This window comes from Brevibacillus sp., assembly GCF_003521185.1.
Lineage (GTDB): Bacteria > Bacillota > Bacilli > Brevibacillales > Brevibacillaceae > Brevibacillus > Brevibacillus parabrevis.
This window is the reverse complement of the sequence record NZ_DOTK01000034.1, coordinates 217433-243902: the sequence shown is the minus strand read 5'-3', so window position 1 is coordinate 243902 and position 26470 is coordinate 217433. Positions and strand designations below refer to the sequence as shown.

The window sequence follows — 26470 nt, the reverse complement described above, 5'->3', positions numbered from 1 at the left end:
TCCAGATATGTACAAAATGGTAAAAAGGCAGCCGTATTTTGTTCGGCTGCTGTTCGTACACAATTAGTATAACACAGGAAATTCATAGAAATACAGGACTTCTTAGACGAGCCATTCGGGGCGAAATTGAACTTTTTGTCCAGGGGCATAGTGCGGTTTCAAATAATCTTGCGGGTCTGGACTGATCAAACGGACAATTCTTCCTTCATACGGTCCGGTGCGCTCTACCAACATCGTAGCGTGACCGTTCGTAATTTCTTCCAGCTCCTGCTTTTCGACCTGCTCCATATTGGCAAATACCGTTTCCGTCGGGATAATCGAGTACAAAATCATTGGAGAACGCGCTCCTCCCCGCTGCGTGCTTTCTCGATCAGCTCATTCAGCTTTTTCAACGCCTTGCCCAAGCCTCCGACCTCATCGATCAAGCCGTACTTGACGGCATCGACACCGATGACGTTTGTTCCGATGTCGCGGGTCAACTCGCCTGTGCGCGTCATCAACTCGCGAAACTTTTCTTCGGAGATGTTGGAGTGGCGAGCGATAAAGCTGACGACGCGATCCTGCATTTTGTCCAGGTATTCAAACGTTTGCGGCACGCCGATCACAAGGCCAGTCAAGCGGATCGGATGAATCGTCATCGTGGCTGTCTCCGCGATAAAAGAATACGAGCCGGCAACTGCAATCGGCACGCCAATGCTGTGTCCGCCGCCAAGAACGAGCGTCACGACCGGCTTGGACATCGACGACACCATCTCGGCGATCGCCAGCCCTGCTTCAACGTCTCCCCCGACCGTGTTCAAAATGACGAGTACGCCTTCGATTTTGTTGTTCTGCTCGGCTGCCACGAGCTGCGGAATGAGGTGTTCGTACTTGGTCGTCTTGTTTTGCGGAGGCAGCTGAATATGCCCTTCTACTTGCCCGATAATGGTCATACAATAAATATTGCTTTCCAGTTGCGGAACATTCGTTTGCCCCAGCTGGGTGATGGAGTCCAAGAGCTTTTTCTTCGGATCTTCCTGCGCAGGCGCTTCAGGCGGAGCAACGGCAGGCTCCTGCTCTTCCGGAGGTGAGCTTTGTGGCGCTGGGCCTTTGTTATTGTTCAGTGCTGTGCTTGCAAATGGGGGCTTATTTAAAAATTGGTTGTATGGTTGCTTCGACATGGATGATACTCCCTCCCTTTCCTCTGTAGTATGGATAGCAGGTGGGAAAATCATGCGCCCGGGCAAGCCAAAAAAAGCCAGGAACCCCCGTGGTTACAGAGGATTCCTGACTCTTTTGCTTGCTTACACTTCCATGATAATCGGCAAGATCATCGGACGGCGACGAGTTTGTTCGTACAGGTAACGTCCCAACGATTCTTTTACATTGTTTTTGAGGGATGACCATTCATTTACGTTTTCTTCCATGCACTTGACAAGTGTTTGGGTCACTATGCGATTCGCTTCATCCAGCAATTCCTCGGATTCACGCACATAGACGAAACCGCGAGAGATGATGTCTGGACCAGAAAGAATCGTGCCATTTTGTTTGCTGAGTGTAACGACAACTACCAGTATGCCATCTTGTGACAGTAATTTGCGATCTCTAAGTACGATGTTTCCTACATCGCCGACACCAAGGCCGTCGATCAGGACATTGCCCGCGTGGACTTTCGGGCCGTAACGCGCCCGTCCACCGGAGATTTCCACCGTGTCGCCGTTATCCAGCAAAAAGATGTTCTCCTCCGGGATGCCAACCTGTTCAGCGAGGAGCGAGTGCGTTTTGAGCATCCGGTATTCGCCGTGAACAGGAATAAAGTACTTAGGCTTCATTAAATTCAACATCAGGCGCAACTCTTCCTGGCTGCCATGACCGGAGACGTGGACGGTTCCGTTTGGTCCATGGCCGCCATAAATGACGTCAGCGCCAATTCTCGAAAGCTGGTCAATCGTGCGTGCAACATACTTTTCATTCCCCGGAATCGGGGTCGCTGCGATGATGACCGTATCTCCTGGAAGGATGTCAATTTTCCGATGGGCGGATCGGGCCATGCGTGTGAGCGCAGACATTGGCTCTCCTTGGCTTCCAGTAGATAAAATAACGACTTGCTCAGCAGGCAGCTTGTTGATTTCGTCGCTCTCGACAATCAAGCCGTCCGGAACGAACAAATAACCCAGCTCTCTGCTGATATTCATGACATTTTGCATGCTTCGGCCAACAACCGTCAGCTTGCGGTTGAACTGCACCGCTGCATCCACGACCTGCTGAATGCGGTGAACGTTGGATGCGAAGGTAGAAACGACGATGCGTCCCGTCGCCTTGCTGAAAACATCCTTGATCGCGATGCCAACAGAGCGCTCCGATCCGGTAAATCCTGGACGTTCTGCATTGGTACTGTCCGACAACAGGCACAGCACTCCACGATCGCCAATCATCGCCATTTTGGCCAAGTCGGCTGCCTGGTTATTGATTGGTGTTTGATCGAACTTGAAGTCCCCGGTGTGGACGACGTAGCCTTCCGGTGTGTCCAGGCATACTCCCACGCAATCCGGGATACTGTGATTCACCCGGAAAAAGGTCGCTTTCATTTTCCCGAGGACAACCTCTGAATCACTGTTGATCAATACTCGTTTCGTTTCGTTTAGAATACCCGCTTCTTTCAATTTTGCATCAATCAGACCGAGGGTAAGTTTTGTCGCATAAACCGGGACTTTCAAATGCTTCAGCACGTAGCTGAGGCCGCCGATGTGGTCTTCGTGTCCATGCGTAATAATAATACCCCGAACTTTATCACGGTTCTCTTCCAAGTAGGTGATATCCGGAATCACCATGTCAATTCCCAGCATTTCCTCTTCCGGGAATTTCAATCCGGCATCAATCACTACGATGTCGTCCCCGCTTTGTACCACGTACATATTCTTCCCAATTTCGCCGACTCCGCCCAGGGCGAAAATGAGAACAGAGTGATTCGACTTTGCCAAACGTGTAACCTCCTATATTTAGTTGTCATGTCCACTCAAAAAAACCGCCCCAAATCACTTGTTTTCATTATACCCGAAGTGAAAACCTGAACACAAGGAAAAAGAGCCATCCCGTTTATGGAATGGCTCTTGGTCTTCTTGTTATTGGGCTTCTTAGGCGAACAAGGAGTGGACAAACGCTTTTTCCTGTTCGTTCAGCTCGACCAATGGCAGACGAACTCCACCAGTGGCTACTCCCAGTTTTTCCAGAGCGACTTTTGTCGGCCCAGGACTTGGATAAGCGAACAGTCCGTCGAACACAGGCACGAGCTTGCGATGAATGCTCGCCGCTTCCGCATGGTTGCCCTGGAAAAAAGCGTCCATCATCTCCGTCATTTGCCGGCCGACAACGTGACTGGCTACACTGACAATCCCCACTCCGCCAATGGACAAAATCGGCAAAGTCAGTCCGTCATCACCGCTGTACAGCTCAAAGCCTTCCGGAGCATGCTCGATAATTTGCGCCATTTGGCTCAAATTGCCGGATGCTTCTTTGATGCAGACCACATTGGGCAGCTGGGCCAAGCGCAAGGTCGTCTCCGCAGTCATATTCACGACAGAACGGCCCGGCACGTTGTACAGCATGACCGGAAGCTCTGTGGACTCTGCCAGCGCTTTGAAATGAGCGTACAGGCCCTCCTGAGACGGCTTGCTGTAGTAAGGAGCGACGACCATCACGGCATCTACGCCAATCGATTGAACAGCCTCGGTGAACTCGATGCTCGCTGCGGTGTCATTGCTGCCTGTTCCAGCGATAATATGGCACTTCCCTTTTGCATAAGCGACTGCGTGGCGAAACAGCTCCAGCTTCTCCGCACGGGAGAGCGTCGGCGATTCGCCAGTTGTGCCGCTCAGCACGATCCCTGTCGTTCCGTTTGCGATCAGGTGATCGATCAGGCGTTCCGTTTTATCGAAATCGATCTGTAATTGTTCATTAAAAGGCGTTACCATCGCGGTAACAAGCCGACCAAAACGTGCCACTAGCTTTCCAACTCCTCTTGTTGTGATCAGTAGGCATCAAAAATGAAGATAAGATCGCTCACATATGGTGGGCATGGAGATTGAACTGCTGATGCAAGGCGCGTACGGCCCGCACCATATCCATCTCATGCACCAAAACCCAGATGGTCGTATGGGAGTCAGCTGACTGAAGAATCTGGATGTCTTCCTGCGTCAATGCCTCTACGATTTGTGCCATGACGCCCGGCACTCCCGTCATTCCTGCCCCGATTACCGACACTTTCGCGCAATGCGGCAAGAGCTGCGGCTCATATCCCATGTCCGTCAGCAGCTCGGCTGCTTTGGCTCCCATCTCATCGTGAACCGTGTAAGCAACCCCTAACGGATTCACGTTGATGAAATCGACACTGATATTATTGGTTGCCATGGTTTTGAAAACTTGCAGCTGTGTATCGTAGTACCCTTCCTTGTTGGCTACCTTGATCTGCGTAATATTCGGCACGTGGGCGATCCCCATGACGACTCTGTCCTGAACCGAGTAGCCTTTTTTGCCGATCTCCAGCATGGTCGTCACAAGTGTGCCAGGGTCGTCCGAAAACGTAGAGCGGACACGAATCGGCACGTTGGCCTGCATCGCGATTTCTACCGCTCGTGGATGGATGACTTTTGCTCCGAGGTGAGCCATGTTGCAAATTTCCGTGTAAGTCACCATTTCCAGCGGCTGCGCTTCTTCGACGATCCGCGGGTCCGCTGTCATGATGCCTTCCACATCGGTAAAAATGTCCACCATTTCCGCTTGCAGGGCAACGCCGAGCGCTGTTGCTGTCGTGTCGCTGCCCCCGCGGCCGAGCGTCGTAATTTCCCAATCGACCGTCCTTCCCTGAAACCCGGGAACGATCACCACTTGACCCGCTTGCAAGTCTTGCAAAATGCGGCTCGGGTCAATGGTCGTAATTTGCGCGTTGGTAAAATCGTCGCTGGTCACGATGTTGGCCTGACCGCCTGTCAAAATCGTCGCTTTGATTCCACGCGCGTTCAACATGCTGCACATGACTGTAGCGGAGATGATTTCCCCCGTATGCATCAGCATATCCATTTCACGACGAGGCAGTTGGTTCCCATTGGAGCGAACCAACTGCAAAAGAGTATCGGTTGCATATGGGTCACCCTTGCGCCCCATGGCCGATACGACAACGACGAGGGCATAGCCTTCGTCGATCGCCTTTTCTATATGGTAGATTGCCCGCATCCGGCAATCTTCCGTCGTCAAGGAAGAACCACCGAACTTCTGGACGAGAATCTTCACAAACCTCTCCCCTATGCTCTTGCTTTGATGAGTTCTTCAGCGATTTGTACTGTATTCCATGCTGCACCTTTGAGAAGGTTGTCAGATACGATCCACATATGCAGTCCTCGAGGGTGATGGAGATCACGACGCAAGCGGCCGACAAAAATATCCAGCTTGCCAGTAGCATCCGTAGCCAGAGGATACTGCTGTTCTTGCGGCGCGTCTACCACCACTACGCCAGGGGCGTTTTCCAAGAGTGCTTTTACTTCGTTCAGGTCGTAATCCTGTTTCAATTCGACGTATACCGACTCACTGTGTCCGTAAACGACCGGAATGCGTACGCATGTGGCAGAAACCAGCACCGTGTCATCACCGAAGATTTTTTTGGTTTCATTCACCATTTTCATCTCTTCGTAAGTAAAACCGTTGTCGGTAAACACATCAATTTGCGGAATCGCGTTAAAGGCAATTTGATGGTGAACAGGCAGCTTGCCAACAGGCAGAACCTGACATTGTGCCTCTTTGCCGTCAAGCACGTCGCGGCTCTGTTCGTGCAACTCATTGATTGCCGATTGGCCTGCGCCAGAAACTGCCTGGTAAGTAGAAACGATAATGCGGTCTATTCCAAAACGATCATACAAGGGTTTCAGAGCGGCTACCATCTGAATGGTGGAGCAGTTCGGATTCGCAATGATTCCATTATGGGCGAGAGCGGCATCCATGTTTACTTCAGGCACCACCAGAGGAACATCCGGGTCCATCCGGAACGCGCTGGTATTGTCAATGACGACAGCACCGTGGCGCACTGCATGATGAGCCAGTTCCTTGCTCACGGAGCCACCCGCGCTAAACAAGGCAAAATCGATTCCCGCAAAGCTATCAGGAGTTGCTTCTTCCAGGACAACTTCTTGTCCCTTGAACGTGACCGTCTTGCCGGCAGAACGTCCAGAAGCAAGCAGCTTGAGCTGTTTAATGGGGAAGTTGCGCTCTTCCAGCAAGCGAATCATTTGTTGTCCGACTGCGCCAGTCGCACCGACTACTGCTACATTGTAAGTCAGTTGGTTAGCCATCTCTTACTCTCCTCCTAATCGCAAAAAAGCAGGTAAATTGTTTTTTCTGTCGTTTTGTTTAGTAGTTGAACCTTTCGATGAGCAAGGGTTGCAATTGCCTACCTTCCAATGCTGCCTCGCATGTTTCCAGTAACAGATCCATGCGGGCTACGAGCGAGTTTGGCTTTTTATCCGGAGCATCCTGCCCGAATGGCACGAAATAGATATTCTTCGCCGCCAACAGCTTGGCAATATTGGCAGCATTTAATCCCAAACCATCGTTCGTGGAGATTGCGATGACAAGCGGTCGCAAATTGCGCATGGTCGCTTTGGCCGCCATGAGGACGGCGCTGTCGGTAATCGCGTTTGCCAGGCGGCTGGTCGAGCTGCCTGTGCATGGTGCAATCAACATAACGTCCAACAATTTTGAAGGGCCCAAAGGTTCTGCCTGGGGAATCGTTGAAATCAGTTCCTCCCCTGTCAAATCCTTGATTTGCTGCTGCCAGCTTTGCGAGGTGCCAAAACGCGTATCCGTCGTCATGATTGTATTCGAAACAATCGGGATGACTCTTGCTCCAGCATCCACAAATCGCTTGATCTGCGGCATCGTCTCTTCAAACGTGCAATGCGATCCAGACAATCCGAAACCAATGGTCTTCCCCTGCAGACTGCTCATGATGATGACTCCCCCCTGGTTTTCCTCTGCTCCGCAATGAGACGAGACAAAGTCTGGGCCAAAATCTGCCCTGCGGTTTTCGGTGCAACGATTCCAGGCAATCCGGGAGCGAGAAGCGCTTTAATGCCTCTTCTTTCGGCGTATCGAAAATCTGTCCCTCCCGGTTTGGAGGCAAGATCGAGAATAAACGCCGACTGCGGCATTTGAGCGATTACCTCTGCCGTGAGTAGTAGCTGCGGGATGGTATTAAAAATGAAATCAGCATTCGTGACTTGTTGCTTTAGCTCACTGATCGGGAAGGGAGTCAATCCCATCTCATAGATGCGTGCCAAGTGTTCCTGACGCCTAGCCCCCACTCTTACACGGGCTCCCAGTGCATGCAGGGCCCGGGCCATAGACAAACCTGTTCGTCCCAATCCCAAAACAATTGACGAAGATCCATGAATCGTGATATCCGTATTTTGAATCGCCATCATCAGCGCTCCCTCCACAGTAGGGATGGAGTTGTATATGGCTACGTCATCTCGATCCAGCAGTTCCACAAGCGGAACTTGCTTGGATGCCAACAGTTTTTTCAGGTAAGGTTTAGCCATTCCCGTATATACCACACAATGCTTAGGCAAGCTCTCCACGTGTTGATCCAGAAGCTGCATTTGTTTGGAGCAAAAAATGCTTTCCACAAAGCCTTGGTCATCGGTTCCTACGATGGGCAGGATGAGGGCGTCCACGTCTTTCAACACATCGCATGTTAATGGTCTCTTCGTTGCCCCTGTAAAATTGCTTTCCAGGTTGTCGAAGCCAACTAACGTGACACTGGCGTCCAGCTGAATGCATCGCTTGATGACTTCCAGCTGGCGAGCGTCTCCGCCAATGAAGGCAACATGTATGCCCGTTAGCATGCTGCGTTCCCCTTTCCACACATTTTACTGCATTAAATGATCGGAACGCAAAGGTTTTCCTTTTGAAAAAGTTGTCGGAAGTCCATGCGCTCTACCCCCATCCTATTCGGCTTGCGCTACTTCGGTGACAGCAGAGCCTACTTTTGCGAAGCCTGTGTCTCTTCTTGTCCGAGCGAGACGATGACCATGTCCGGACCGATTTTCACGATGGAGCTCCACGGGATCACCAGGTCTTCGCGTTTTTTGCCGAAGCCAAAAAAGCTGCTGCCTGGCAAAATGATCGACTGAATCGCGCCGTTTTCCGGCTGGATGACGAGGTCGGAGTCGCTGATCACCCCCATTTTTTCCCCGTTGTCCAAGCCGATGATTTCTTTGCCGCCCAGTTCGCTAAGCCGCATTGGCCAAGCCCCCCTTTGTCCTTGTTTGCGTTACTGTTGATATACGCAAAAAAATCCGGGCTATGCCGGATTTTTCGCAAAGGGAAAAGCTATAGCAAAATGTCGTTTTTCACGTTGGCAGGGTATCCCTCAAGCGGGCTTACCATCGCCATCGCCAGCTTCGAGCGGAACAGCTCCTGCGCGACAGCCAGGACAGATTCGTGCGAGACGCGGTCGATTTTGGCGATGATCTCGTCCAGATTGAGGTGGCGTTCCAGGAGCAGCTCGTTTTTGCCAAGGCGGCTCATCCGGCTGTTGGTGCTTTCCAGGCTGAGCATCAGGCTGCCTTTCAGCTGCTCTTTTCCTTTGTTCAGCTCTTTGTCGGAGATGCCGCGGTCAGCCACATCGCGCAGGACGTTTGTCACGATATCGAACACTTGACCCACGTGCTCAGGCGCTGTGCCCGTATACACAGTGAAAGTTCCCGCTTCCTTGTAGGAAGAATGGTACGAATAGACCGAGTATGCCAATCCCCGCTCTTCGCGAATTTCCTGGAAGAGACGCGAGCTCATGCTGCCTCCCAATACGTTGTTCAGCAAAATGAGCGAGTACACATCCGGGTGACCGACTTTAAACCCTGGCAGGGACAGGCACAAGTGCGCCTGCTCAGTCGCTTTGTTGTGGGCGATTACATTCGCAGCAAACTCGGGTTCTGACAGAGGCGCCAGCTTGCCTTGGCGCGAAAAGCCGCTGAAGCGCTTCTTGATCTCTTCAATGAGGTTGTCATCAAAGTTCCCCGCTACCGTCACCACTGTATTGGACGGAAGGTAGTGGGCGTCGATGTAGCTCAGCAAATCGTCGCGTTTCAGACTGCGCAGGACGTCTTCCGTACCCAAAATCGAGTAGCCGAGCGGGTGTTTGCTGTAAGTAGCCCTGGCAATCAAATCGTGCACAAGATCGTCAGGCGTATCCTCGTACATGCTGATTTCTTCAATGACGACATTTTTTTCTTTTTCCAGTTCCTCTGCGTCGAAGACAGAGTGGAAATACATATCGGAAAGCACGTCTAACGCGATCGGTGCGTGCTGGTCGAGCACTCGCGCATAATAGCAGGTGTACTCTTTCGATGTGAAGGCGTTTACGTTTCCGCCGATCTCATCAAAAGTCTCCGCGATTTCTTTCGCAGACCGGGTACTTGTACCTTTAAAAAACATATGCTCAAGAAAATGGGAAATCCCGTTGTTTTTCTCCTGTTCATATTTCGAACCGGTCCCCACCCAGATGCCCAAAGCAACAGAGCGAACGGACGGAATTTTTTCCGTCACAATTCGAAGACCGTTTTCACATGTATGACGTTGTATCACGCAAATCCTCCTCGGTTGATCATCTCTCTATCCGCAACTTCCGGGAAATGGCTGTAAACACGTCTAACTATAGCAAACTTCTTTTGTCTCCACAATAAATGAGCTTGTTTTCCCATCACGGGAGTCGGCGGCTGGACAAAACTTCCGAGACGGTGACGGGCTGAAGCCCCTTTTTCTTGGCGATTGTCAGCAACTGGTCGAGACTCGCCTGTGACGCGGCTGTCGGGTGCATCAGCACCAATGTTCCGTTGCTCATCAAACCGCTGATCTTTTTAATCACGAAGCTGGGAGAAGGCTTTTTCCAGTCTACCGTATCCGCCGTCCACATAATCGTCTTCATCTGGTACGAGGAGTGGGCAATTTGAACCACCTGCTTGTTGAATGCACCCGAAGGAGGGGCGAACAAGATGGGCTTGATCCCCAGCGTCTTGCTGATGATCTCCTGTGTCCGACTGATCTCTTGATGAATGCGCTGCGTGCCCAGGGTGCTCATGTCAGGGTGCGAGTAGGCATGGTTGCCAATCTCGTGTCCACGCGCTGCAATTTTTTTCGCCTCTTCCGGATAGCGTTTGACCCACGAGCCATCCAGAAAAAACGTCGTCTTCACTTGATGCTTATCCAACGTATCCAGCATGGAGTCCAAATATTCGTTGCCCCAGGCCACATTTATCATGAAGGAGATCGTCGGCTTTTTCGGATTTCCGCGATAGATCGGCTGTGCTCCAAGCTGGTCAAGTGAAATCGCGGGAGGTACTTCTTTATATACCAACATTTCCGGTCCTGCTACTCCCGTTGCCAACATTTTCTCGACGGAAGCGTCCACATCGACGATTCGCCCGTTGTAGCCGGGAATGGCTTTCCATGTCGGATCAATGACCGCGTCGATCGGCGCTTCATCCCGCTCGGCTTTCCACTTCTCCACCTGGGCGCGCAACCGTTCTTTTTCATCCAAAATTTTTTCCGCCGTTACGGTCTGTTCCTTTTTCACAAAGCTGATATATTCGTGAATTGGCTGGTATTGCAGCAGCATGATCATTCCGACTGCGACAAAGACCGTAACCCAAAGCCTGCTCTTTCTTTCCGCCATCGTGGAGCCAGCCCTCCTTATGTACGTACAAGTCTCTCTTTGTCCAATGTATGAGCATACCGAGTGACTTAGACATTTTTGGCCAAAAGAAAAAAGCTTCCGTACACGAATTTCTTCGAGTGACGAAGCCTTTTGTTTGTTGATTATTCTGCTTGGGTCGGAGCATTTTCGGCCTGAGCCGCAGCTTGCTCTTTGAGTACAGCTTTGCGGGACAGATTGATGCGACCTTGATCGTCAATCTCTGTCACCTTCACTTGCACCTTGTCGCCAACAGCAACTACGTCTTCCGTCTTGGCTACGCGTTCTTCTGCCAATTGGGAGATATGGCACAAGCCTTCTTTGCCTGCAAACAGCTCGATGAACGCTCCGTACTTCTCTACGCGCTTGACGGTTCCCAGATAAATCTGGCCGACAGCAACCTCGCGAACCAGGTCCTCGATGATTTGTTTCGCACGCAGATTCGCTTCGTGATTGATCGAAGCGATGAAAACTCGTCCATCTTGCTCGATGTCGATTTTTACGCCGGTTTCTTCGATAATCTTGTTGATGACGCGACCTTGTGGGCCGATGACATCGCGGATTTTCTCCGGATTGATCGACATGGTCAATATCTTAGGCGCATAAGGAGACAGCTCTTCACGCGGTTTGGAAATGGTGCTCATCATGTGCTTCAGGATGTGCAAACGACCTTCACGCGCTTGCTCCAAAGCTTGCTCCAAGATTTCGCGGTTGATCCCGGAAATTTTGATATCCATCTGGATCGCGGTTACACCCGCTTCGGTGCCAGCCACTTTGAAGTCCATATCGCCCAAGTGGTCTTCCATGCCTTGGATGTCTGTCAAGATCGAGAAAGACTGTTCGTCCTTGCTCATGATCAAGCCCATTGCGATACCTGCTACAGGTGCTTTGATCGGCACCCCTGCATCCATCAGAGCCAATACGCTCGCGCAAATGGAAGCTTGCGACGTCGAACCGTTGGACTCGATGACTTCGGAAACCAGTCGGATCGTGTACGGGAACTCGTGTTCAGATGGAATGATCGGCTCAATCGCGCGCTCACCCAACGCCCCGTGCCCGATTTCACGACGGCCTGGAGGACGCAGTGGACGAGCTTCACCTACGCTGTATGGCGGGAAGTTGTAATGGTGCATGAATCGCTTCGACTCTTCCAGACCGAGTCCGTCCAGGATTTGCACATCACCCAGCGCCCCAAGCGTGCACACGCTCAAAGCTTGTGTTTGACCACGGGTGAACATCGCGGAACCGTGCGTACGGGACAAGATGCTTGTCTCGCTGGAAAGCGGGCGAATTTCGCCAAGAGCCCGTCCATCCGGACGAACTTTTTCTTCGGTAATGAGGCGGCGAACTTCGTCTTTGACGATGTTGCCCAACACTTCGCCAATCATCTTTTCCTGCTCCGGATAGTTTTCCGGATCTTTGGCAGCGAAATGCGCTTTCGTCTCGTCCTTGATCGCGTCAATCGCGTCGTAACGAGCCTGCTTTTCTTCAATCCGAACCGCTTCTTTCAGACGTGCTTCTGCAAATGCGCGCACAGCCTGATCGATTTCCGGATCGACTTCATGCAGGATGACTTCCATTTTTTCTTTGCCGATTTCTGCCACGATCTGGTTTTGGAACTCAACCAGCTTCTTAATAACCTCGTGACCTGTCATGATTGCTTCGAGCATGACAGACTCCGGCACTTGATTTGCGGCAGCCTCGACCATGTTGATCGCTTTGTGTGTACCTGCGACTACGAGGTGAATATCGCTTTTTTCTGCCTGCTCCACAGTCGGGTTGATGATGAACTCGCCGTCAATGCGCCCAACGATGACACCGGCAATCGGACCTTCAAACGGAATTTCGGAAACGCAAAGAGCGGCAGACGTACCGATCATAGCGGCGATTTCCGGTGAGCAGTCCTGATCAACCGACAGAACAGTATTGACAATTTGTACGTCGTTACGGAATCCTTCTGCGAAAAGGGGACGAATTGGGCGGTCAATCAAGCGGCTTGCCAAAATCGCTTTTTCGCTTGGACGACCTTCTCTTTTAATAAAGCCGCCGGGAATTTTTCCGACTGCATAGAGACGTTCCTCATAGTTAACAGTCAACGGGAAGAAATCAAGGGCTTTTGGCTCTTTCGAGACTGTAACTGCAGACAGGATTGCCGTATCGCCGTACCGAACCAGAACCGATCCGTGAGCCTGTTTGGCCATTTTGCCAAATTCCAGGGTCAGCTTGCGGCCTGCCAGTTCAAAATCGTATGTACGGTATTGTTGCTCCATGATGCTAGCAGTCCTCCTTCACGACAATGTGCATATCTACACTTTGTTTTCTACCTGTATGTATTATTTCCTGCCACCATGAAAATTAAATGGTGAGCTTTGGCAGTCATTTTGGATAATAAAAAAAGCTTCTTTTGAAGCCATTTTCATCACGCTTGAATCACTTTATTTGTATCGTTTCAGAGAGCCTGACAACAGATGTGCCAAGCTCCCCTACACGATAGAAAAAGCGGGAAGAACCCGCTTTTTGCAAAACGCTGACTAGCGGCGCAGACCCAGACGGTCTACAACCGAACGATAGCGTTGAACATCTGCTTCACGCAAGTATGTCAACAGGTTACGGCGTTGACCTACCATTTTCAACAGACCACGACGGCTGTGGTGATCTTTTTTGTGCGTACGCAAGTGTCCGTTCAGGTTGTTAATGTTTTCGGTCAAGATAGCGATTTGAACTTCCGGAGAACCGGTGTCGTTGTCATGAGTACGGAACTCTTGAATCAGTTGAGTTTTACGCTCTTGAGACAATGCCATCATGACTCACCTCCTTTTTTTATATCCCGTTAGCCGAGTCTGCCGTCGGTGAGCATCGGACAGCCAAGCTGCGGTTATCTGTACAACGTTTTGAATTATAGCATACCATTTTTGAAAAAGCAAAGAGATTCGTTTTACGAGACTCCGCTCGCAAACTTTTGCTTCGCCGCGTCTACATCCCGGCCAATTTGCGCAATCAGAGCTTCCACACCAGCGAATTTTTGCTCTTCGCGGATATAGAAGAGGAACTCTACTTCTACCTCTTTGTCGTAAATCTCACCAGAGAACTCGAAAATGTGTACTTCTAGCGATTTTTCTTTCTTCTCCAGTTCAAACGTAGGCTTGATCCCCACATTCATAACCCCGTAGTAGCTTTTCGCATCGACTGTAAACCGCACTCCGTACACGCCGTTTTTGCCGATCAAATACGGAGCGTTGACCCGAACGTTTGCTGTAGGGAAGCCGATTGTGCGCCCGCGCTTGTCGCCGTGCACGACTTTGCCGCGAACCTTGTACGGACGGCCAAGCAGGTGACGCACTTGCTCTACGTTGCCGTGGTGGAGATACTCGCGAATGATCGTGCTGCTCACTTTTTCGCCCAAGCGGTTAACCGGGCTGATGATGTCGAGGCCATAGCGGCCTTTGCTCATCTCCTGCAGCGTGTGGGCCGTTCCCATTCCTCTGTATCCAAAAGTGTAATCAAATCCGACCACAACATGCTGGCAAGCGAGCGGGAGCATGCACTCGGTAATGAAGTCCTCCGGGTAAACCGCAGCAAACCCGATATCGAACTTCATGACATACGTCGTGTCTACCCCCATCTTCTCGAATTGTTCCAGTTTGTCCGACAGAGGAGTCAGGTAGCTCGTATAGCCGCTCTGCCCAAGAACCTCGCGCGGATGAGGGTCAAAAGTCAGAACGGTACTTTCCCATCCGTTCGCTTTTGCTGTATCAATCGCCTTTTGAATGACTCGGCGATGTCCAATATGTACACCATCGAAGTAGCCAAGTGCAATTGCGCACGGCTTCGCTTGCAATTCATTCGGTAGTGGATAGGTCAGGGAGATCGTTTTCACGGTTTACACCTCGGCTGGAAAGACTTTTTCTGCTTTGGCGAAAAGACCTTTGTCCCCACGGCACACGCGATGAATGCCAAGCAGCTCTTCCCCTGCAAACAGGCAGATCAAGCTGCCAACCTCGGCCGTTACACCCGGCAGTGCAGTCGCCAGTCCGTTGCGTACCGCGCGGGTTCGCTCCGGCTTGACCTGATAAGACGGCAAAAATGAAATCGCCTGTGGGATGGAGACAAGATAACGGGAGAGATCCCCCCCATTGGCAGCCCGCTCCTCCAGTTCCTGAAGAGGAATCGCCTCCCCTTCCATGAACGGACCGCTCTTGATTCGCCGAAGCAGCTTCATATGGGCAGGATAACCCAGAGAGCGTCCGAGGTCAACACATAAGGTGCGCATGTATGTACCTTTCGAGCACGTGCAGGAGAAAGAGATGTCGACATAGTCTTGGTCTGTCTTGATCTCCTGAAGCGTCAACTCGTAAAGCGTAACTTTGCGCGCCTGTCTCTCAATCACAGTGCCTTCTCGCGCCAAGTCGTAAAGACGCTTTCCATTTACTTTGACGGCTGAAAACATCGGCGGCACTTGTTCGATTTCCCCCAAAAAGGAGGCAAACAAGCTTTCGATGCGCTCCTGCGTAATGGACGCAGCGTCTACTTGCGCCTGTTCCAGCAGCTCTCCCGAAGCGTCCTCCGTCGTAGTCGCGGAGCCGAGGCGCATGACCACCGAATAGCGCTTGGGCAGTTCTTGCAAATACTCCACCAGCCGGGTAGCGTTCCCGACACATATCGGGAGCACTCCGGTCACATCCGGATCGAGTGTTCCCGTATGCCCGACTTTTTTTGTACCATACAGCCGACGGATACGCGCCACGCAGTCGTGGGAGGTCATACCCGCCGGCTTGTCGATTACCAGCACGCCATGGTTGCTACTCATCGTGTTTCACTCCTAATGCTGGTTCCAATACGTCCCATACCTTTTGCTTCGCTTCTGCAATCGTTCCCCTGACCGTGCAGCCGGATGCTTTGGCATGCCCTCCGCCGCCAAGCTGCTTGGCGATGGCAGACACGTCGACGCGATCGCGGGCGCGCATACTCACCTTGACGACTCCCGACTCTGCCTCGACAAAAGAAACGCCTACCTCGACGCCCTCGATATTGCGGCAGTAGTTCACCAGACCACCCGCATCCTCGCGTTGAGCATTTGCTTCTGAAAAATCGCCGACAGATACGGCAATCGAAGCGACGAGACTTCCATGAGACAGCTCCAGCGTCTGCAGCGCACGCCGCAGCACTTTGACATGGGCAAAAGTGATCTCTTCCAGGCAGCGCTCCGCAACCTCGCCCGGCTTCACGCCATAGCTGAGCAAGCGTGCGGCAATTTCCATGACGCGCGGCGTCGTGTTGGAATAGCGAAAACCGCCTGTGTCCGTCAAAAGCCCTGTGTAGATGCACAGAGCGAGTTCTTCGTTAAAAGCAATCCCCGCCTGCTCTGCCACATCGAACAAAATCTCCGCCGTAGCTGCCGCTTCCGGACGAACGAGATTGACGCTTCCGAAATCGTCATTTGTCGGATGATGATCAATATTCAACAAAGCGGCTCCAGAAGCAAATAAAGACCGTACATCGCCCATCCGTGACTCATCGGCACAGTCTACGGCGATTACGGCCTCAAATGTTTCAGCAAGCGGTTGTTTGCGAAGGTCCCGCAAGCGGTCAAAACGCGGCAAAAAGTTGAACTTGAGCGGCGTTTCCCCTTCGTTTACCACCACGTATTCTTTTCCCAGCTGCTCTAGCATGAGCACGACTCCCAGTGCGGAGCCGGTAGCATCGCCATCTGGACTGATATGGGAAAGAACCAGGAAGCGGTTATGCTCCCGCAAAAAACGGGCCGCTTCCTCTACTGTTGCTTGATTACGATTCATCCTGTTTCTCTCCTTCTGTGGAGATTTCCCGCAGGATCGACTCAATTTTGGTACCGTAGTCAATCGACTCGTCCAGCTTGAAGACGAAATCAGGGATATGGCGCAGCTTCACGCGTTTGCCAATTTCGGTACGCAGGTAGCCTTTTGCTTTTGTCAGTCCTGCCAGAGAGGCTTTGCGCTCTTCCTCAGACCCAAAAATGCTGACGAATACTTTGGCAAGCTGAAGATCGCTGCTTACTTCTACATCCGTTACTGTGACAAAGCCGACGCGAGGATCTTTCAATCCACGCTGCAAAACGAGGCTCAGTTCTTTTTTGATTTCTTCACCGACGCGGCTAATCCGTGTTTTGTTCATTTACTCTCACCTCCGCTGGCTGTCCTATTCGTAGTATTCCGTATCGACCCGAATCAACTCGGCATCGGGATGGTTTTCCACAAATCGCACCACAGCCTGCATTTCTTGTTGTAAAAATGACATTTCATTAGCAACGGCAGCGATACCCAACACGGTACGCTGCCACTGCTCGTAATAAGCCACCTCAGCTGCGGAGACATTGAAACGGCTTCGCAGCTTGGCAATCAGACTTTTGACGATGGCCCGTTTTTCTTTCAAGTTTTGGCAAGCGGGCAGAAACAGTTCGATCTGCACCCCCGCTATCATTATTGCTTCACTTCAACCATGACGAAAGCTTCGACAACGTCGCCAACTTTCAGGTCTTGGAAGCGTTCCAAGGTCAGACCGCACTCGTAACCTGCGTTTACGTCTTTAGCGTCATCCTTGAAGCGTTTCAAGGTGTCCAGCTTGCCTTCGTAAATGACGATGCCTTCGCGAATCAGACGGGCACCTGCATCACGGCTCAGCTTGCCTTCGGTTACATAGCAACCAGCGATGTTTCCGACTTTGGATACTTTGAATACTTCGCGGATTTCTGCCTGACCGATGATGTTTTCTTTGTAAACAGGGTCCAGCATGCCTTTCAGGGCTTGCTCGATCTCTTCGATGACGGTGTAGATAACGCGGTGCAGGCGAATGTCGATCTTCTCTTGTTCAGCCATGCTGCGAGCGTTTGGCTCAGGACGCACGTTGAAACCGATGATGATGGCATTCGATGCGTTCGCCAAGGTTACGTCGGACTCGGTAATCGCTCCGACACCAGTGTGAATGATCTTCACGCGGGTACCGTTGACGTCGATCTTTTCCAGGGAGCCGCGCAGAGCTTCTACAGAACCTTGCACGTCGCCTTTTACGATCAGGTTCAGCTCTTTGATATCGCCTTCCTGAATGTGTTGGAACAGATCGTCCAGCGATACGCGAGAGCTTTCGCGGCGCTCGGATTCGCGCTGTTTGACTGCGCGGGCTTCCCCGATCGCACGAGCTTTTTTCTCGTCTTCAAATACGCGGAACTGGTCGCCAGCTTGCGGCACATCGTTCAAACCTGTGATTTCCACTGGCGTAGATGGGCCGGCTTCTTTCAGACGACGGCCTTTGTCGTTCACCATCGCACGAACACGGCCATAAGCAGAACCGACTACGATCGGATCGCCGACACGCAGTGTTCCTTGCTGTACCAGGATGGTCGCTACAGGACCGCGGCCTTTGTCCAGCTCGGCTTCTACTACCGTACCACGCGCGCGCTTGTCAGGGTTTGCTTTCAGCTCCTGAACTTCTGCGACGAGCAAAATGTACTCCAGCAATTCTTCGATACCTGTACGCTGTTTGGCAGACAGAGGAGAGAAAATGGTTTCGCCGCCCCATTCTTCTGCAACCAGTTCATACTCGGTCAGTTCTTGCTTGATCCGGTCGATGTTGGCTTCCGGTTTGTCGACCTTGTTCACAGCTACGATGATCGGAACGTTCGCTGCTTTCGCATGGCTGATCGCTTCAATGGTTTGTGGCATAACACCGTCATCGGCTGCAACCACGAGAATCGTGATGTCCGTAATTTGCGCACCGCGCGCACGCATCGTTGTGAACGCCGCGTGACCAGGCGTATCGAGGAACGTGATCTTCTTGCCTTTGATCTCTACCTGGTAAGCACCGATGTGCTGGGTGATACCGCCTGCTTCGCCTGCTACTACGTTGGTAGAGCGGATGGCGTCGAGCAAAGTCGTTTTTCCGTGGTCAACGTGACCCATGATGGTAACAACCGGAGGACGCTCCAAAAGGGTTTCTGGCGCATCTACTTCTTCCAGCGTTTCGAAGTTTGTCTCGTCGATGATGATTTTTTCTTCCACTTCTACGCCGTAGTCAGCGCAGATCAACTCAATCGCTTCGCGTTCCAAATATTGGTTGATCGTTGCCATGATCCCCAAATTAAACAACTTTTTGATGATTTCCGCCGGTTCTCTGCGCAGTTTCACAGCCAACTCGTTCACTGTCAAGGAATCGGTAAAAGTGATTTTTGTTGGTGGTTCAATCACAGGGCGCTGCGCTTTTTGGGCACCGCGCTGGTTGTGATTGCCGCCACGACGGTTGTTTTGGTTGTTGCGGTTATTGCCGCCACGGAAAGGCTGGCTCTTTTTATTGTCTTCAAACGTCTTTTGCGTTTGCGGCGCTTTTTTGATTTTCTCGCGCTTTTCCATACCGACGTTGGATGGGAGTTTTACTTTGTCTTCAAACTCATCACCTGTGCGCGTCTCGGTTTGGCTGGTCGCAGCAGCCTGTTGCGGAGGACGCTGTTGGTTTTGCGGTCTTTGCTGTTGGTTCTGTGGTCTTTGTTGGCCTTGGCCTTGTGGTCGTTGTTGGTTTTGCGGTTTGCGGTCACTCGGTTTCGCAGGTTGACTTCTCATATGGTTTGGTCTTCTCTCCTGATTCTTCCCCTGATTTTTTCCATGTTGAGGACTTTGCTGATCGGGCTGTTTTCCACTTGCTGTGGTGTTGACTGGACGATTGTTGCTGGTAGCAAAACCGCCGCGATCGTTTTGTCTATCGCTTTTGGCAGCTTGTGACTGCTGACCTTGCCCCGGCTGTTGCTGGGATGGGGTCTGCTGTCCTCTGGATTCGTTGGGGCGTCGTTGTTCGTCCATTGGCTTTGGTCTTGCATCACTTGGCGTATTGCGTCCTTCCGGCTTGGAACCGGCGCGCAATTTGGCCATGTGATCCTCGATCCGCTTAATCGTCCCTTCTTCCATGATACTCATATGATTTGCTACTTCTATGTTCAATCGCTTTAGCAAATTGAGGATTTCCTTACTGCTCATGTTGTGCTGTTTGGCATATTCATACACACGTGTCTTCAAATAAACTTCACCCTTTCTAAGTTAGGTGAGCAGACGCTGAATGCTTTCAGCCAACTTCCCATCGGTCACCGCCACGGTAACGCGCCCATCTTTTCCGATTGCGTGTCCCAATGAATGTCGGTCGCCTGTGGTTATACATGAGACCCCGTAATAGGAACATTTATCCTTGACTTTTTTGGCGGTATTGTCTGATGCATCTGATGCGAGCAAAACCAGACGAGCCTGGCCATTGCGGATAGACGTAATGACCAATTCCTCTCCTGTCACGATTTTTCTCGCGCGCATCGCAATTCCGAGCAGCTGAGCTGCCTTCGGGATCATCGTCCCATCATCTCCAGCCACTTCTCGCGAAAAGCGTCGTACTTTTCTTCCGAGATGGACATGTTGAGGGCACGTTCCAGCACTTTTTTCCATTTTCCCGATGCGAACGCATCCGGCTTCAGACAGCTTTCCTGCCGACACACATAGGTACCGCGTCCTGCCGCCTTTCCCGTCAGATCGATGACGATCTCTTCAGCCGGCGTTCGGACCACGCGGATCAATTCCTTTTTCGGAAACATTCCTTGGCAAACAATGCATTTACGCAAAGGGATCTTTTTTTGCTTCATGACTATTCGTTGTCGACTCCTTCATCGCCCTCTACTTCTTTCGGGTAGACGATGCCTTCTTGATCTGCCTGGGATTCGCTCTTGATGTCGATCTTCCAGCCAGTCAGCTTGGCAGCGAGACGAGCGTTTTGTCCACGTTTTCCGATCGCAAGCGACAATTGGTAATCCGGCACGATGACACGGGTTACTTTTTCCGCGAGGTTGACTTCAACGTGAAGCACTTTCGCCGGGCTGAGCGCGTTGGCTACGTACTCGGCCGGATCTTCAGACCAGCGGACGATGTCGATTTTCTCGCCCTTCAGCTCGGTGACGATCGTCTGTACGCGCATGCCTTTTGGACCAACACATGCCCCTACAGGATCTACATCCGGGTTGATGGAATGAACAGCGATTTTGGAACGGTCGCCTGCTTCGCGAGCAACGGACTTGATTTCAACCACACCATCGTAAATCTCTGGCACTTCCAATTCAAAGAGGCGCTTCAAAAGTCCCGGATGAGTACGGGAAACGACGATTTGCGGACCCTTGGTGGTTTTTTCTACTTTAATGATGTATGCCTTCACGCGATCTTGCGACTTGAAATCTTCGGACGGCATTTTCTCGGTGATCGGCATAACAGCTTCCGCTTTGCCAAGATCGATGTAATAATTGCGGGCGTCCATGCGTTGGACAACCCCTGTAACGATATCGTCTTCGCGCTCGATAAACTCGCTGTAAATGAGGCCGCGCTCCGCTTCGCGAATGCGCTGTGTCACCACTTGCTTCGCGGTTTGTGCAGCAATTCGTCCGAAGTCACGAGGCGTAACCTCGATTTCCACGATATCTTCCAGTCTAAAATTCGGATCGATTTCTTGGGCAGCTTCCTGGGAAATCTCCAGGCGCGGGTCAAAAACTTCTTCCACCACTTCTTTGCGTGCATACACGCGAACCATACCTGAATGACGATTTACATCCACCCGTACATTTTGGGCCGAGTTGAAGTTACGTTTGTATCCAGAGATAAGAGCCGCTTCGATGGCCTCGATCAGCACGTCTTTGGTGATGCCTTTCTCTCTCTCAATGGCTTCTAGAGCCTCGATAAAATCGCCGTTCATGACTTTCGTTGCCTCCTCCTTTACTTACCCACCGGCCACCAGCAATCTAGAAAACGATTGCCATTCGTGCCGTGTCAATTTGCTCTTGGGAAATCACGTACGTTTTTTTCGCTTCTTTAACAGTCAGTTTGCCGTCCTCGTACGATATCAGTTCGCCCTCGAACTGGCTTGCTCCTTCTATCGGCTCTTTGGTTGTAATGTGCACATGCCTGCCGACAGCTTTGGTAAAATCCTTATCCTTGCGCAACGGACGCTCAGCACCCGGCGAAGATACTTCCAAAAAATATGCAGTCGGAATCGGATCTACTTCGTCAAGTTTTTGACTCAGCTTCTCGCTGACAAGGCTGCAGTCATCGATGTCGATGTTGCCAGTTTCATTGTCGATAAACACGCGCAGAAACCAGTTGCTGCCTTCCTTTTTGTACTCGATGTCAACCAGTTCCAAACCCAATTCGTCAACAATGGGCGTGACCAGTTCGGTGACGATGCCCGTTACCTTGCTCAAGCAAGTACCTCCTTTACGTTTGAACCATGAGGTGTAACCAGAAAGAAAGAGTGGGTTTCCCCACTCTCGATCTGCCATGCGTATAAAACCAGTATTTCCAAAAAAATTATAGCATAACAGCCCTTCGCTGACAACCTTTGGATACGAGGGCCCGCTAGGCCGGACTAGAACAGCGACAGCTGGTTCGATTCCGGCAGTCCTTTCAGAGCGCCTTGTTCCTCCAGATACTCCAAAATCGTCTTGGAGATGCGGGAACGGGACAGCAGGTCTTCCTTCGACAAAAACTCCCCTTGTTCTCTCGCCTCCACGATGCTGATCGCAGCGTTCGTGCCCAAGCCTGGCAAAGCGTTGAACGGAGCAATCAGCGAGTCGCCTTTGATCAGGAAGCGTGTCGCGTCCGATTCATACAGGTCGACGTTGGCAAACCGGAAGCCGCGCTCCACCATCTCCAGCGCCATCTCTAGCACGGTCAACAGCGCTTTCTCTTTCGGCTGCGCGTCGTGGCCCTTGCCTTCGATTTCGTCGATTTTTTGCCGGATGGCAGCGGAGCCTTTGACCATCAACGGGATATCGAAGTCATCTGCCCGCACAGTGAAGTAAGTCGCGTAAAATTCAAGCGGACGATGCACCTTGAAGTAGGCAATCCGCACAGCCATCATCACGTAAGCCGTGGCGTGGGCTTTCGGGAACATGTACTTGATGCGCTGGCAAGACTGGATGTACCAATCCGGTACGTTGTTTTTGCGCATTTCTTCCTGATCCTCTTCCGGCACACCTTTCCCTTTCCGCACAGACTCCATGATTTTGAATGCGCGGGACGGTTCCAAACCTTTATAGATCAAATAAACCATGATGTCGTCACGACAACCGATAACTTCAGGCAGTTTACATATGCCGTTGCGGATCAAATCCTGGGCGTTGTTCAACCATACATCCGTACCGTGAGACAACCCGGAAATCTGGACAAGCTCGGCGAATGTCGTCGGCTTCGTATCCTCAAGCATCTGGCGAACGAACTTGGTTCCAAACTCGGGGATTCCAAGCGTTCCCATATTCGTCCCAATCTGCTCCGGTGTCACACCCAATGCTTCTGTCGAGCTGAAAATGGACATCGTCTTCTTGTCGTCGAGCGGGATCGTTTTCGGGTCCATGCCTGTCAAGTCTTGCAGCATGCGAATGACGGTCGGGTCGTCGTGTCCGAGAATATCGAGTTTCAGCAAGTTGTCATGGATCGAGTGGAAGTCGAAATGAGTCGTGCGCCACTCGGATTCATTATCATCTGCCGGGAACTGGATCGGACAAAAATCTTCAATTTCCATGTAGTCAGGAACAACAATAATTCCGCCCGGGTGCTGCCCAGTCGTCCGTTTGACGCCCGTGCATCCGTTCACGATCCGGGATATCTCTGCATTGCGCAAAGTCATGCCCCGCTCATCAGCGTACTTCCTCACATAGCCGTACGCTGTCTTCTCCGCGACAGTACCGATCGTTCCTGCGCGATATACGTAGTCTGCGCCGAAAAGCTCCTGCGTGTATTTATGGGCTCGCGGCTGATAGTCACCCGAGAAGTTCAAGTCAATATCGGGAACTTTGTCTCCCTTGAAGCCAAGGAACGTCTCGAACGGAATGTCCTGTCCGTCTTTTGCAAAACTGGTTCCGCACTGCGGGCACTCTTTGTCAGGCAAGTCGAAACCGGAAGCGATGGAACCGTCCGTAATAAATTCGCTATGCTTGCAATTCGGGCAGCGATAGTGCGGCGGCAGCGGATTTACCTCGGTAATTTCCGACATCGTCGCCACGAAGGACGAGCCGACCGATCCACGCGAGCCGACCAGGTAACCATCCTGAAGCGATTTGGTCACCAGACGCTGCGAAATCAAGTAAATAACCCCGAAGCCGTGCGTGATGATACTGTTCAGTTCCTTTTCCAGACGCTTTTCCACCAGCTCCGGCAATGGATCGCCGTAGAGCAGCTTCGCCTTGTTGTAGCACATTTCCCGCAGTTCATCATCTGCTCCCTCGATAATCGGGGTGTACAGCTTGTCTGGAATCGGGCTGACGTCCTCGATCATGTCGGCTATGGCATTGGTGTTCGTCACGACGATTTCTTTGGCCAGCTCTTCGCCGAGGTAGGAAAAGGACTCCAGCATTTCATCTGTCGTGTGCAAATACAAAGGCGGTTGATTCCCTGCTGTCGGATCGCCTTTTGACAACAGGAACACATCGCGGAAAATTTCATCCTGTGGATTGAGAAAATGAACGTCGCCTGTCGCAGCGACCAGCTTGCCCATCTCTTTTCCCATGTCCACGATCATTTTGTGATAGTTTTTCATCGTCTCCAGCGAAGGAATCTCTTCGTTGCGGAGCAGCGGCGAGTAATGAGCGATAGGCTGAATCTCCAGGAAATCGTAAAAAGCAGCGACTTCCTTCAATTCTTCGGGCGACTTCCCGCGCAAAATCGACTGCATCAGCTCTCCGTCTTTGCACGCCGTCCCGATCAGCAAGCCTTCGCGGTATTTGCTCAGCTGGCTGCGCTGGATGCGAGGCCAACGGAAGAACGTCTCCACGTGGGAGCGGCTGACGAGCTTGTACAAGTTTTTGAGACCTTCCTTGTTTTTCACCAAAATCGTGGCATGGAAAGGACGTCCGCTCTTGTAATCGGCTTCTTCGTTGCTTTTTTCGTTCAGCTCGGCGAGCGACTTGATCTGCGCTTCCTTGATATCTTTAAGCATTTGCTGGAAGACGTGTGCGAGTGCGACTGTATCGTCCAACGCCCGGTGAGCGTTGATCAGCTCGACATTAAACTTCTTGGCGAGTGAACCGAGACGGTAGTTGCGCATGCCTTTGTACATCATCCGCGCCAGGGGCAATGTGTCCAAAAACGGGTTGTTCCACGGCTCCATCCCGATGCGCTTGGCACACGCGTTAATAAACGCCTTGTCAAACTCGGCGTTATGCGCAACCAGCACGGCGTCGCCGGTAAAATCCTTGAACTTGCGAAGCACGACGTCGAGCGTGTCTTGACCGCGCAGCATCTCGTTCGTAATCCCCGTGATCTCCGTCGTCTTTGGCCCGATCTCCAGTTGCGGATCGATCAGCTCTGTCCATTGATCGACAATTTCCGACCCTTTCATTTTTACCGCAGCGATCTCGATAATCGTGTGCTCGGCAGCATTCAGCCCCGTCGTCTCCGTATCGAACACGACGTATTCTGTCGTCTCGTCGATTGGCAAGTTGTTGTCTGCATTCAGGTTGTAGACGATGTCGATGCCATCTTCCACCACGTAGGCTTCCATGCCGAGAATGCACTTGATGTTGTTTTTCTTCGCGATCGAATACGCCTCCGGGAACGCCTGCACAACCCCGTGGTCGGTAATCGCGATCGCCTTATGACCCCATTTGGCCGCTGTGGAAACAAGCGACTTGACGGAAGCTACTGCGTCCAGCGCGCTCATCGGCGTGTGGCAATGCAGCTCCACCCGCTTTTCTTCCGCCTGGTCGCGGCGAATGACCTGCTCGATCTGGTTCAAGTCATTGGCATTCATCACCAGCTCGCGGATAAAGGTGTCATGCTGAACGCTCCCGCGCACCTTGACCCACATGCCGTCTTTGAGTGCTTCCAGCATCTTGACGTCTTCTTTGTCACGCGAAAACATTTTGACCGTCAATGAATCCGTATAGTCTGACACGTTGAACGTCAGCAAGTGACGGCCGCTGCGCAGTTCTTTTACTTCCACGTTGAACACGGCACCTTGAATCACGATTCGGCGCTCTTCCTCCTGAATCTCGCAGATCGGGATCGGGGCGTCTTTGATCTCGTAGCCCATCATCAATGTCGTGATGGCTTCTGTTTTGTCGGAGCCTTTGCTTTCCTGGGCTGCCGCCGTCATGACGACTTCAACCAGTGCCCGCTCTTCTTCATTCCGCTGCTCGACAAAAGCCTGGTACGCTTCATCGCTCTCCTCACCATGAAAGGAAAACCGCATGGAAGTATCCGTCGCTTTTTGGAAAGCGGCAAGCAATTCGTTGTCAGCGCGCTTTCGCTTGGCTACTTCGACTGTCATCTCGGTCGGCAAGTACACTTTTACTTCTTGCTGCTCCACCTGTTTTCTCGCGGTACGCAACGTTGCAGCCAAGGAATTGAGCGTCGGCTCCAGTCCCCCGACGAGCAAGTCCCAATACTGCTCCACGACAAAATCAAGCGCAGGCTTCTGCCTGTAGCAAAACCTGGCATCGACTTTCGCCAGATGGGAGAAGGACTGCGTCAATCGCTTCGTGAAAGCTGCATAAGCTTCGACGGGCAAAAGCTTGGGCAAGGTAAAATGGAAAACCCACTCTTTGTTTTGTTTGTACAGCTCCAGCTTGTCGATCTGCCCGTCAAGAAAATAGCGGTTGACCCATTCTTCAGGTACTTCCATTTGCTTGAGTAACAGAGAGAAACGCTGTTTTTGCTCTTGTATACGGTCCACGGTATTCCACCCTCCCAAAAACAAGAAAAAGAGGTACTCCCA

Annotated in this window: 24 protein-coding genes; all 24 read right to left on the bottom strand. The window is 51.7% G+C overall.

From position 1 onward, the window contains the following. Positions 1 to 102: 102 nt before the first annotated feature. Entirely contained in the window at positions 103 to 333 is a 231-nt protein-coding gene (locus tag DEP07_RS09365; protein ID WP_063227577.1) for a YlzJ-like family protein, read from the bottom strand. Beyond that, on the bottom strand, positions 330 to 1160 hold the full coding sequence (locus DEP07_RS09360) for a ClpP family protease (RefSeq protein WP_122965240.1): 831 nt from the start codon (positions 1158 to 1160) through the stop codon (positions 330 to 332). The genes DEP07_RS09365 and DEP07_RS09360 overlap by 4 nt, the downstream gene beginning before the upstream one ends. A gap of 123 nt (positions 1161 to 1283) precedes the next feature. Further along, the gene (locus DEP07_RS09355; protein WP_122965239.1) at positions 1284 to 2960 is read right to left on the bottom strand and encodes a ribonuclease J; all 1677 of its coding nucleotides are present in this window, start codon (positions 2958 to 2960) and stop codon (positions 1284 to 1286) included. Between the two features lie 153 nt (positions 2961 to 3113). Continuing rightward, positions 3114 to 3980, bottom strand: coding sequence for a 4-hydroxy-tetrahydrodipicolinate synthase (gene dapA / locus DEP07_RS09350; protein ID WP_122965238.1), 867 nt, complete (start codon positions 3978 to 3980; stop codon positions 3114 to 3116). Between the two features lie 58 nt (positions 3981 to 4038). Further along, complete coding sequence (gene dapG / locus DEP07_RS09345) at positions 4039 to 5265, bottom strand: aspartate kinase (protein WP_122965237.1); 1227 nt, start codon at positions 5263 to 5265, stop codon at positions 4039 to 4041. A gap of 11 nt (positions 5266 to 5276) precedes the next feature. After that, positions 5277 to 6317: an aspartate-semialdehyde dehydrogenase gene (locus tag DEP07_RS09340; protein WP_063227582.1), complete on the bottom strand. Its 1041-nt coding sequence runs from the start codon at positions 6315 to 6317 to the stop codon at positions 5277 to 5279. A 58-nt stretch (positions 6318 to 6375) separates the two neighbouring features. Further along, on the bottom strand, positions 6376 to 6972 hold the full coding sequence (locus DEP07_RS09335) for a dipicolinate synthase subunit B (protein WP_063227583.1): 597 nt from the start codon (positions 6970 to 6972) through the stop codon (positions 6376 to 6378). Further along, entirely contained in the window at positions 6969 to 7871 is a 903-nt protein-coding gene (dpsA, locus tag DEP07_RS09330) for a dipicolinate synthase subunit DpsA (RefSeq protein WP_122965236.1), read from the bottom strand. The genes DEP07_RS09335 and dpsA overlap by 4 nt, the downstream gene beginning before the upstream one ends. A gap of 137 nt (positions 7872 to 8008) precedes the next feature. Then, a complete protein-coding gene (locus tag DEP07_RS09325; RefSeq protein ID WP_122965235.1) occupies positions 8009 to 8269 on the bottom strand; it encodes a YlmC/YmxH family sporulation protein in 261 nt (86 codons plus the stop codon). Positions 8270 to 8358: 89 nt separating this feature from the next. Further along, positions 8359 to 9612 carry a M16 family metallopeptidase gene (locus DEP07_RS09320; RefSeq protein ID WP_122965234.1) on the bottom strand — a complete coding sequence of 418 codons (1254 nt, stop codon included), beginning with the start codon at positions 9610 to 9612 and terminating at the stop codon, positions 8359 to 8361. A gap of 115 nt (positions 9613 to 9727) precedes the next feature. Next, complete coding sequence (locus tag DEP07_RS09315) at positions 9728 to 10699, bottom strand: polysaccharide deacetylase family protein (RefSeq protein ID WP_287102402.1); 972 nt, start codon at positions 10697 to 10699, stop codon at positions 9728 to 9730. Positions 10700 to 10842: 143 nt separating this feature from the next. Further along, positions 10843 to 12987 carry a polyribonucleotide nucleotidyltransferase gene (pnp, locus tag DEP07_RS09310; protein ID WP_173596497.1) on the bottom strand — a complete coding sequence of 715 codons (2145 nt, stop codon included), beginning with the start codon at positions 12985 to 12987 and terminating at the stop codon, positions 10843 to 10845. Positions 12988 to 13248: 261 nt separating this feature from the next. Continuing rightward, positions 13249 to 13518 (bottom strand): 30S ribosomal protein S15, encoded by a 270-nt coding sequence (gene rpsO / locus DEP07_RS09305; protein ID WP_063227708.1) that lies wholly within the window; start codon positions 13516 to 13518, stop codon positions 13249 to 13251. Positions 13519 to 13652: 134 nt separating this feature from the next. Beyond that, complete coding sequence (locus tag DEP07_RS09300; protein ID WP_063227589.1) at positions 13653 to 14594, bottom strand: bifunctional riboflavin kinase/FAD synthetase; 942 nt, start codon at positions 14592 to 14594, stop codon at positions 13653 to 13655. A 3-nt stretch (positions 14595 to 14597) separates the two neighbouring features. After that, the gene (gene truB, locus DEP07_RS09295; RefSeq protein WP_287102401.1) at positions 14598 to 15524 is read right to left on the bottom strand and encodes a tRNA pseudouridine(55) synthase TruB; all 927 of its coding nucleotides are present in this window, start codon (positions 15522 to 15524) and stop codon (positions 14598 to 14600) included. Next, a complete protein-coding gene (locus tag DEP07_RS09290) occupies positions 15517 to 16512 on the bottom strand; it encodes a DHH family phosphoesterase (protein WP_287102400.1) in 996 nt (331 codons plus the stop codon). Before DEP07_RS09290 ends, truB begins: the two co-directional genes overlap by 8 nt. Beyond that, positions 16502 to 16867, bottom strand: a complete 366-nt coding sequence (gene rbfA / locus DEP07_RS09285) for a 30S ribosome-binding factor RbfA (protein WP_063227592.1) — start codon at positions 16865 to 16867, stop codon at positions 16502 to 16504. The genes DEP07_RS09290 and rbfA overlap by 11 nt, the downstream gene beginning before the upstream one ends. A 24-nt stretch (positions 16868 to 16891) precedes the next feature. Continuing rightward, positions 16892 to 17173: a DUF503 domain-containing protein gene (locus DEP07_RS09280; RefSeq protein ID WP_173596495.1), complete on the bottom strand. Its 282-nt coding sequence runs from the start codon at positions 17171 to 17173 to the stop codon at positions 16892 to 16894. After that, on the bottom strand, positions 17173 to 19752 hold the full coding sequence (infB, locus tag DEP07_RS09275) for a translation initiation factor IF-2 (protein ID WP_173598871.1): 2580 nt from the start codon (positions 19750 to 19752) through the stop codon (positions 17173 to 17175). Before infB ends, DEP07_RS09280 begins: the two co-directional genes overlap by 1 nt. A gap of 21 nt (positions 19753 to 19773) precedes the next feature. Beyond that, positions 19774 to 20073: a YlxQ family RNA-binding protein gene (locus DEP07_RS09270; protein ID WP_122965227.1), complete on the bottom strand. Its 300-nt coding sequence runs from the start codon at positions 20071 to 20073 to the stop codon at positions 19774 to 19776. Then, positions 20070 to 20360 (bottom strand): RNase P modulator RnpM, encoded by a 291-nt coding sequence (gene rnpM / locus DEP07_RS09265; protein WP_005834172.1) that lies wholly within the window; start codon positions 20358 to 20360, stop codon positions 20070 to 20072. The genes DEP07_RS09270 and rnpM overlap by 4 nt, the downstream gene beginning before the upstream one ends. A 2-nt stretch (positions 20361 to 20362) precedes the next feature. Further along, positions 20363 to 21454, bottom strand: a complete 1092-nt coding sequence (gene nusA / locus DEP07_RS09260) for a transcription termination factor NusA (protein WP_063227596.1) — start codon at positions 21452 to 21454, stop codon at positions 20363 to 20365. Positions 21455 to 21500: 46 nt separating this feature from the next. Further along, positions 21501 to 21959 (bottom strand): ribosome maturation factor RimP, encoded by a 459-nt coding sequence (gene rimP / locus DEP07_RS09255; RefSeq protein ID WP_063227597.1) that lies wholly within the window; start codon positions 21957 to 21959, stop codon positions 21501 to 21503. Between the two features lie 164 nt (positions 21960 to 22123). Continuing rightward, complete coding sequence (locus DEP07_RS09250) at positions 22124 to 26428, bottom strand: PolC-type DNA polymerase III (RefSeq protein ID WP_122965225.1); 4305 nt, start codon at positions 26426 to 26428, stop codon at positions 22124 to 22126. Between the last annotated feature and the right edge of the window lie 42 nt (positions 26429 to 26470).

Excerpts from the sequence above, each read along its gene's own strand:
- nusA (WP_063227596.1), bottom strand. The coding sequence starts at position 21,454 with ATGAACGGCGATTTTATCGAGGCTCTAGAAGCCATTGAGAGAGAGAAA.
- DEP07_RS09290 (WP_287102400.1), bottom strand. The coding sequence starts at position 16,512 with ATGAATCGTAATCAAGCAACAGTAGAGGAAGCGGCCCGTTTTTTGCGG.
- rpsO (WP_063227708.1), bottom strand. The coding sequence starts at position 13,518 with ATGGCATTGTCTCAAGAGCGTAAAACTCAACTGATTCAAGAGTTCCGT.
- DEP07_RS09365 (WP_063227577.1), bottom strand. The coding sequence starts at position 333 with ATGATTTTGTACTCGATTATCCCGACGGAAACGGTATTTGCCAATATG.
- DEP07_RS09315 (WP_287102402.1), bottom strand. The coding sequence starts at position 10,699 with ATGGCGGAAAGAAAGAGCAGGCTTTGGGTTACGGTCTTTGTCGCAGTC.
- pnp (WP_173596497.1), bottom strand. The coding sequence starts at position 12,987 with ATGGAGCAACAATACCGTACATACGATTTTGAACTGGCAGGCCGCAAG.
- dpsA (WP_122965236.1), bottom strand. The coding sequence starts at position 7,871 with ATGCTAACGGGCATACATGTTGCCTTCATTGGCGGAGACGCTCGCCAG.
- rnpM (WP_005834172.1), bottom strand. The coding sequence starts at position 20,360 with ATGAAGCAAAAAAAGATCCCTTTGCGTAAATGCATTGTTTGCCAAGGA.
- DEP07_RS09335 (WP_063227583.1), bottom strand. The coding sequence starts at position 6,972 with ATGAGCAGTCTGCAGGGGAAGACCATTGGTTTCGGATTGTCTGGATCG.
- truB (WP_287102401.1), bottom strand. The coding sequence starts at position 15,524 with ATGAGTAGCAACCATGGCGTGCTGGTAATCGACAAGCCGGCGGGTATG.
- DEP07_RS09270 (WP_122965227.1), bottom strand. The coding sequence starts at position 20,073 with ATGATCCCGAAGGCAGCTCAGCTGCTCGGAATTGCGATGCGCGCGAGA.
- DEP07_RS09280 (WP_173596495.1), bottom strand. The coding sequence starts at position 17,173 with ATGATAGCGGGGGTGCAGATCGAACTGTTTCTGCCCGCTTGCCAAAAC.
- DEP07_RS09325 (WP_122965235.1), bottom strand. The coding sequence starts at position 8,269 with ATGCGGCTTAGCGAACTGGGCGGCAAAGAAATCATCGGCTTGGACAAC.
- DEP07_RS09340 (WP_063227582.1), bottom strand. The coding sequence starts at position 6,317 with ATGGCTAACCAACTGACTTACAATGTAGCAGTAGTCGGTGCGACTGGC.
- DEP07_RS09360 (WP_122965240.1), bottom strand. The coding sequence starts at position 1,160 with ATGTCGAAGCAACCATACAACCAATTTTTAAATAAGCCCCCATTTGCA.
- rbfA (WP_063227592.1), bottom strand. The coding sequence starts at position 16,867 with ATGAACAAAACACGGATTAGCCGCGTCGGTGAAGAAATCAAAAAAGAA.